The 6,044-nt window shown below is 67.9% G+C and carries 9 protein-coding genes; 3 read left to right on the forward strand and 6 right to left on the reverse strand.

Annotated elements, in window-relative coordinates:
* Positions 1 to 56 precede the first annotated feature (56 nt).
* Positions 57 to 827: a transposase gene (locus JHAT_RS33020; RefSeq protein ID WP_077801963.1), complete on the reverse strand. Its 771-nt coding sequence runs from the start codon at positions 825 to 827 to the stop codon at positions 57 to 59.
* A 97-nt stretch (positions 828 to 924) separates the two neighbouring features.
* Between JHAT_RS33020 and JHAT_RS33025 the strand changes: the two genes are divergently transcribed.
* Entirely contained in the window at positions 925 to 1,338 is a 414-nt protein-coding gene (locus JHAT_RS33025; RefSeq protein WP_077801964.1) for a hypothetical protein, read from the forward strand.
* Positions 1,339 to 1,355: 17 nt separating this feature from the next.
* On the opposite strand, the gene JHAT_RS33030 is transcribed toward JHAT_RS33025, so the two are convergent.
* From JHAT_RS33030 to JHAT_RS33040, 3 genes are all read right to left on the reverse strand, one after another.
* Positions 1,356 to 2,228, reverse strand: a complete 873-nt coding sequence (locus JHAT_RS33030) for a hypothetical protein (protein ID WP_077801965.1) — start codon at positions 2,226 to 2,228, stop codon at positions 1,356 to 1,358.
* A gap of 13 nt (positions 2,229 to 2,241) precedes the next feature.
* On the reverse strand, positions 2,242 to 2,445 hold the full coding sequence (locus tag JHAT_RS33035; protein ID WP_077801966.1) for a hypothetical protein: 204 nt from the start codon (positions 2,443 to 2,445) through the stop codon (positions 2,242 to 2,244).
* A gap of 64 nt (positions 2,446 to 2,509) precedes the next feature.
* Positions 2,510 to 2,884 carry a hypothetical protein gene (locus JHAT_RS33040; protein WP_077801967.1) on the reverse strand — a complete coding sequence of 125 codons (375 nt, stop codon included), beginning with the start codon at positions 2,882 to 2,884 and terminating at the stop codon, positions 2,510 to 2,512.
* A 141-nt stretch (positions 2,885 to 3,025) separates the two neighbouring features.
* Between JHAT_RS33040 and JHAT_RS33045 the strand changes: the two genes are divergently transcribed.
* Positions 3,026 to 3,370 carry a hypothetical protein gene (locus tag JHAT_RS33045; RefSeq protein ID WP_077801968.1) on the forward strand — a complete coding sequence of 115 codons (345 nt, stop codon included), beginning with the start codon at positions 3,026 to 3,028 and terminating at the stop codon, positions 3,368 to 3,370.
* Between the two features lie 348 nt (positions 3,371 to 3,718).
* Here the strand turns inward: JHAT_RS33045 and JHAT_RS33050 are convergent, their stop codons facing one another.
* The gene (locus JHAT_RS33050; protein ID WP_143660601.1) at positions 3,719 to 4,198 is read right to left on the reverse strand and encodes a hypothetical protein; all 480 of its coding nucleotides are present in this window, start codon (positions 4,196 to 4,198) and stop codon (positions 3,719 to 3,721) included.
* Positions 4,198 to 4,494 carry a hypothetical protein gene (locus JHAT_RS33055; protein ID WP_143660603.1) on the reverse strand — a complete coding sequence of 99 codons (297 nt, stop codon included), beginning with the start codon at positions 4,492 to 4,494 and terminating at the stop codon, positions 4,198 to 4,200. Before JHAT_RS33055 ends, JHAT_RS33050 begins: the two co-directional genes overlap by 1 nt.
* A 413-nt stretch (positions 4,495 to 4,907) precedes the next feature.
* Here JHAT_RS33055 and JHAT_RS33060 point away from each other — a divergent pair, with 413 nt between their 5' ends.
* A complete protein-coding gene (locus JHAT_RS33060; RefSeq protein WP_253195689.1) occupies positions 4,908 to 5,516 on the forward strand; it encodes a GNAT family N-acetyltransferase in 609 nt (202 codons plus the stop codon).
* The last annotated feature ends 528 nt before the right edge of the window (positions 5,517 to 6,044 follow it).

Consider the following 6,044-nt stretch of genomic DNA (forward strand, 5'->3'; position numbering starts at 1 on the left):
TAAGAGCTGTCCCGTAATTGATCACGGTCGTGCTTGCTGACCTGCCTGTTCGCGGTTCAGCCCGTGACGATGAGGTTGTGGAGGCGGGCGATGCCAAGCATGGCGTGGTGGACGCCGTCGCCTTTCAACCGGCAGTCGCGGAGGATTTTCCAGCTCTTCATCCGGGCGAAGGCGTGCTCGACGCGGGCCCTCACCTTACGATGCGAGGCGTTGTGTTCCTCTTTCCAGGCCGGAAGTTCGGCCTGGCCGGCTTCACGGCGGTGCGGGATGATCAGGCCAGTGCCCCGGTAGCCACCGTCAGCAATCACGATGGTCCGGCCGACGGCGTCCTTCGCACCGGACAGCTCCCACGCCTTGCAGTCGTTGCGGTTCCCCGGGACCGGCCGGCCGACGGCGACGACCAGACGGGTGTCGGCATCGATGACGACCTGGTGGTTGGTGGAGTACCGGTAGTTCTTCGACTGCTCCGCGATCGCGTGGTCACGGGTGGGAACCAGAGTGCCGTCAACGATCAGCACGGTGCCCCTCTGGAACCTCTTGCGAGGCTGCAGGGCGAGCAATGGCCCGAGGTGGGCGATGATCCGGTCTGCGGCGGACTTCGAGACCCCGAACAGCGGGGCCAGCTGCCGCAGGGTGAGGTTCGTCCGCCAGTACGCGGCCACCAGCAAGACTCTGTCCTCCAGCGGCAGGCCCCAGGGGCGGCCTTTGCGCACCGGGTCGGCGCCCTCCCGCCGCAACGCACTCACGAGCTTCCCGAACGGTCGCGAGCTCAGCCCGGTGAACGGGGCTATCCAGGAGGGTTCCGACGCCGTGATCACACCAGCCATGGTGAGATCGTCTCACCTTGATCATCCTCCGGGCCGCAGCCTCTGGCGAGGCATATCTCGGTCGCCCGGACCGGATCCGCGTGAGATCCTCCCGCCCGTGGCTACGGAGACCGAGGTGGGAGAGCTGCTGCACCAGCGCGGCTGGCGGACCGCATTCACCGTCGCAGAAAGAGTGAACGCGTGGGCCGCCCTGGTAGGCGTCATTGAGCGCGGCTACGGCGACGACATCTACGAGTACACCAACGACCTCTACTGCCGGAGCTGGCTGCACGAGGCATGGCTCCTGCTGGACGAACACATCGTCCAGCTCTGGACCCCGCAGATCAAAGCTCTGGACGACCGGTACAAGGCGGCGACAGTCGACGACGACGGCCAGGCGCTCGAGCAGTTCCACAGATTACCCGGCCCCGACCTGTGGTGGTGGCGACGGCACCCTCGCATCCTCACCGGAGACCTCGGGCGTTCGCTTCGCTCGGTCGGTGCCATCGGCGCCGACCCTGACACAGCATGACCCTCAGCCTCGTGGAGTTACGGGACAGCTCTTAGGCTGACGGCCAGCATTACCGCAGCGAGAGCGTTGGCGAGCGTGATCTGCGTCGGGCCCGCTGCGTGGGCGGTCGCGTGCCGGTTGTACTCCTCGGGCACTGGCGGCCCGAAGTACTGCTCGTAAGCCTTGTGGATGCTGGTGTGGATGCAGTACGCGCGGAACTGGCCGACCAGGGTGTCCGGTGTGGCCTTCGGCAGCTGTGCGGCCAGGATGTTGAAGGTGAATCCGCCCTTGTTGTTCTGCAGGCGGGGATCGGCTCGGACCATCGCCCGCAGGATGGTGTCTAGGACGGAAGAGGCGAGGACCTGCGCGGCCGCGTACTTGCCGTTGCCGATCGAGTAGAGGCAGTCGTGCAGGAAGTCAACCTCGGAGGTGAGGTCGGTGCGGGCCACGTCGGTGAGGACGGTGCGGCAGTCCTCGACGACAGCGGGCGCCTGCCGCTCCAGCACCTTGCGGCGGGTAGGGGCATCCGGTGCGTCGAGCAGTTCCCGGATGACGTCCGCCGACGGCGTCCACACCAGCGGGATGCCCTCCTCCATGACCGCGAGCATGTCCAGCCGCCGGAGCCGTTCCCCGCGCCAGTTCGCCGGGTCGACGGCCTGCAGGCGTTCCCACAGGGTCGAACCGGCGAGGCGGAAGGCTTCGTTGCGGCTCAGGGCGCCGCCGGGCATGAGGTGCCGGAGGTCCAGGCCGTCGAGTGCGGACGCGAAGGTGGTCAGGCCCGGGGAGAGCTGGGCCGCCAGGGACTCGTCAAATCCGAGGCCGTCGAGTGCGGACGCGAAGGTGGTCAAGCCCCGGGACAGCTGGGCCGCCAGGGAATCCTGGAGCAGCCGCTGGGACGGGCTGTCCAGCACCTGACGGAGGGCTTCAGTGGCCGCGTAGACCCCGGGCCTGGCTATGGGGGGCGGGCCTGCCAGTGGCCTTGTCGAACCCCTCAGACAGCTCTCGGATGGTGTTGCGCCACTGTCGCGGCGGTTCCTTCTCGTCGTTCTCCTGGTCGGCGCCGGGGGCCTGCTGGCCATCCGGCTCCGCGGGCACCTCGGGATCGTGGTCGTGCTGGTCGTCGCGCATATGGGTCCCCCCGTATCTGGGTGTCTCGTTGAGGTGCGCTGACCGGGACTGGCCAGGGCCAGAGTCAGTCGCCGCTGAGGATGGCCGCGATGGCGGCCAGTTTCTCGGCGTCTCCCTTGGTATTCAGGCGGCGCAGGGCATCCTCGGCACGGGCGAAGTTGTCGCCGCGCACGGCTTCGACGACGTCGGCGGCCGGGGTTCCCAGCTGGAACAGGACCACATCGTTCTCCTGGTACGACGGCAGCTCGGCGGGCAGGTGACCGAGGCCGACGCCGGCGAGGCGGCGGCTGATGTCGTTGCGGACGTTGACGCCGAGTCGGCCGGCGTTCTGCAGCTCCCTCAGGTCGGCCATGTAGATGCGGAGCACTCCACCGTTGTCCTCGACCGCCTTGCGCAGCTCGTCCCACGACGTCCCGTCGAACGCGTACGGCTCGCCCATGCTGGATCCCCCTCGTTGAGTGGAAAGAAAAGTCGTGAACACAGGATATCTTTGCCACTTTCCTTGCGTCTAGAGATTTACTTATCTCGGCAGCATCTCGCCATGCCTCGCCCTCAGCTCGCCCATCGATAGGCTCGCGGCGTGACACACGACACTGCCCGCAGTGCTGGAGAGCCGAGGTCGGACTCCTGGACGCGCGAGCCAGACATCATCGGCGCCCTCACCGACGCGACCAAGGAACTGGACGCCGCGGCAAGTTGGTTGACGGTCGGCGGCAACCCCGTCCAGCCCGACGAGCTCGCCGCACGGCTGCACGCTCTGAGCAGCATGTTCGAGCTCGCACTGTTCGCCGTGCATCCCTGGCCCTGGGCGTACGGAGATCTTGAGATCGAGGGAAAGATGAAGCGCGCAACTGCGCTCGCCCGTGAGCTGGAGCAGGTCCTCGGCGAGTTGGTCGAGAAGCCGACCCGCGGCCCGGCCGGCTGACCCGTCTGCAGACCGGGGATGACTGGTGCTCGCGGCTCAGACCGCTGGCCGGTGCCCTGGGCACCGGCCGATACGGGGTCACCGTGGGAAGCGGAGCGTGATGGCGATGGTGGCGCGCCTTCTTCTCGCTCGGCTGCGTGGCAGTAGCGCAGCTCGCGCTCGGCACTCTTGAGACGGGTGATCTCTGCGGCGAGGATGTCGGTCCGCAGCCGGGCGGGGTGGGCGTCACGCCGCCCCCCGCTACACCGCCACCCTAGAGCACCCCGGCCTGCGCGAGTGGACGCCCTGAGACCCGGTGAACTGCGGCCATGCCGTCCGCGTACCAGCCCGTTCCGGGCGGGCGGCAGCTCATCGCCTCCGCCGCGCCTGGTAGGCCTTCTGGCGGCAGGCGTTGGAGCAGTACCGGCGGGGACGGCCTGACCGTGGCCGCAGGGTGTTGATCACGGGCACGGGCATGGGGAGGGCGCACGCCGCGCACAGGGGTTCAAACATCTCCTCCAGGTGCCATTCACGGATGAGAGTGCGCATCTCGTCATCGACCAGCGTGCCGGCGTCGAACGCGTCGGTCTCATAGGCGAGGTGCTGCAATCTCTGCGTGATGGTGGGGTGGCGGAGCATGGAGGCAGCCATGCTGAAGCTGATGCGGACGCGGTGCGGTTGCATGTGGAGCTTCTCGCCGATCAGCTCGGGTGATGCGTTGTAGAGCACGACCGCCAGGTAGACGGTCGCGCGCTGCCTGCCGAGGTTGCGCAGGGCTCCGGCCAGGGTGCTGGTGTGTTCGACGAGGGCCGGATGGATGTATCTGCTGCCCGAGACGCGTTCGCGCATCACTGTGCTCTGTGCACGACAGCGGGCGCGGTGGGTTCCGGGCGCACGAGGACGACGGTCGGCCCGGGGGCGGGCTCAGGTTCATCGCCGACCGGCTGGGGCAGCGCCGGCGGGGGTGTCGGCCGGCCCCACGGCAGCAGTCCGCACAGTGCAGAGATGACGTGTGCCAGACCCAGCAGCACGACAGGCATGTCGGCTCGGTCCACCCGGCGCAGGGCGACCCAGGCGACACCAGCCACCAGCAGCAGGATGGGCACCAGCACGGCAGCGGCAAGCAGCGCCAGCGACCCTGGCACACCGAACACGGTGCTGGGGGAGAGTGCGGACAGCAAGGTGAGACCTCTAGGAACGAGAAAGGCCCCCGGCTGTGGCACCGGGGGCCTGGACGGAAACGAAAAAAGGCCCCCGCAATCAACAAGGGAGCCTCAGACAGCAAAAGGACGCACTGATGGCGCCCGGAAAACAGATTCTCATGAGTCCGGTCGAACGTCAAGAGCCCCGCATGCCTGGTCAGTTGGGGTGACGAGAGGATGACAGGTTTCGTAACGCACGACTGCCCGCCAGTTCCGCCAGCGGCCCTTCGTCCCGTCCTGGATTGGGGGAGGGTGGGGGCATGGGACGAGCTTCTCGGCGCCGGGCAGAGCGCCGCAACGCGCCACAGCAATCGCGTCCGGACAGCGGCGGATCACCGCAGGTGCACGGGCGGTACGTGATCCGCCCGGCGCTCCCCGACGACGACCCCAAGGCGGTGCGTGCGCTTCTCCAGCCGGTGGACTTCATGGACGCGGCGATGCCCGAGGAGATCATCGACCGGATGCGTACGGGATGGCAGCTGCCGCCGCAGACCGGCACCGCCACCCTGCTGCTGGCCCAGGAGCGGGAGACAGGAGAGGTCGTCGGCCTGGCTCATGCGGTCCCGCCAGTCCAATGGTTGATGGAAGCCGGTCTCGCCCGGTCGTTGTGCCTCATGCTGGCCAGGGCGCTGGTCGAACTGGAGGCAGTGTCCGTGGCCGACCGCGCCCGGGGCTATGGGCTGGGCCACCGGCTCGTCGACCACCTGGTCCACTCCTATACCCGGCAGGGCTACCAGGCGATGCTCGGCGGCATCCACACCCACAAGCCGCACCTTGCCCCGTACTACGAGGCCGACGGATTCCACATCCTGCCGCCCGGGGCGCCGCTCGACCTGCAACTGCCCGTCGGTCTGCTCCGGTATCCGGCGGACCCGTCGATGCGACACCTGGCACGCCCCCTCACCTCACGAGTGTCGTACCAGGCCGGTGTGCTGAACGGTCTGCTGGCCGGCGGGACGTCATGAATAGGGCCACAGCCTCTCGTCGGAAGCGATCAGCTACCGACACCGGAGGACGCCGCGCCCATGCCCCCGGTGGACGTCGCCAGCACACGGCCAGTGGCTCGACGATGTTGCGATCTGGACGCCACACTCGCCCATCCGTAATTGAGTGTGACGGTCCTCACGATTGCGCGTTCTCATTCACTGTGGGTTACCCGGCCGCCCGGCCGCCCGATATGTCGGAATCCGCGTGAACATGGTTACGCCCCAACCATCTTCGTAGTTGAGGATCCGACCCGGCCGCCCGGCCGGGTGACACTGCGCTGATGGCGCCCCCAACTGGCCCCTCACAAACGGCCCGTGGCGTCCTCAAACAGCGTGTAAGTTGGTGCTTGCTTCCCAGCGAAGAGCCTTCGGGAGGGGACCGCCTGGCGGGTCCTCCGGCCGGGGGTCCGATACACCAGGTGTCGGTCCAACGATCCCGAAGGGGACTCGATGGGGAAGCACGCAAAGCCGAAGCCGGAAAGGCGGAAGCGGGTGCTGAGACGCATC

The organism is Streptomyces sp. JHA26, assembly GCF_002005565.1.
Taxonomy (GTDB): domain Bacteria; phylum Actinomycetota; class Actinomycetes; order Streptomycetales; family Streptomycetaceae; genus Streptomyces.

Excerpts from the sequence above, each read along its gene's own strand:
- JHAT_RS33020 (WP_077801963.1), bottom strand. The coding sequence starts at position 827 with ATGGCTGGTGTGATCACGGCGTCGGAACCCTCCTGGATAGCCCCGTTC.
- JHAT_RS33035 (WP_077801966.1), bottom strand. The coding sequence starts at position 2,445 with ATGCGCGACGACCAGCACGACCACGATCCCGAGGTGCCCGCGGAGCCG.
- JHAT_RS33040 (WP_077801967.1), bottom strand. The coding sequence starts at position 2,884 with ATGGGCGAGCCGTACGCGTTCGACGGGACGTCGTGGGACGAGCTGCGC.
- JHAT_RS33050 (WP_143660601.1), bottom strand. The coding sequence starts at position 4,198 with ATGCGCGAACGCGTCTCGGGCAGCAGATACATCCATCCGGCCCTCGTC.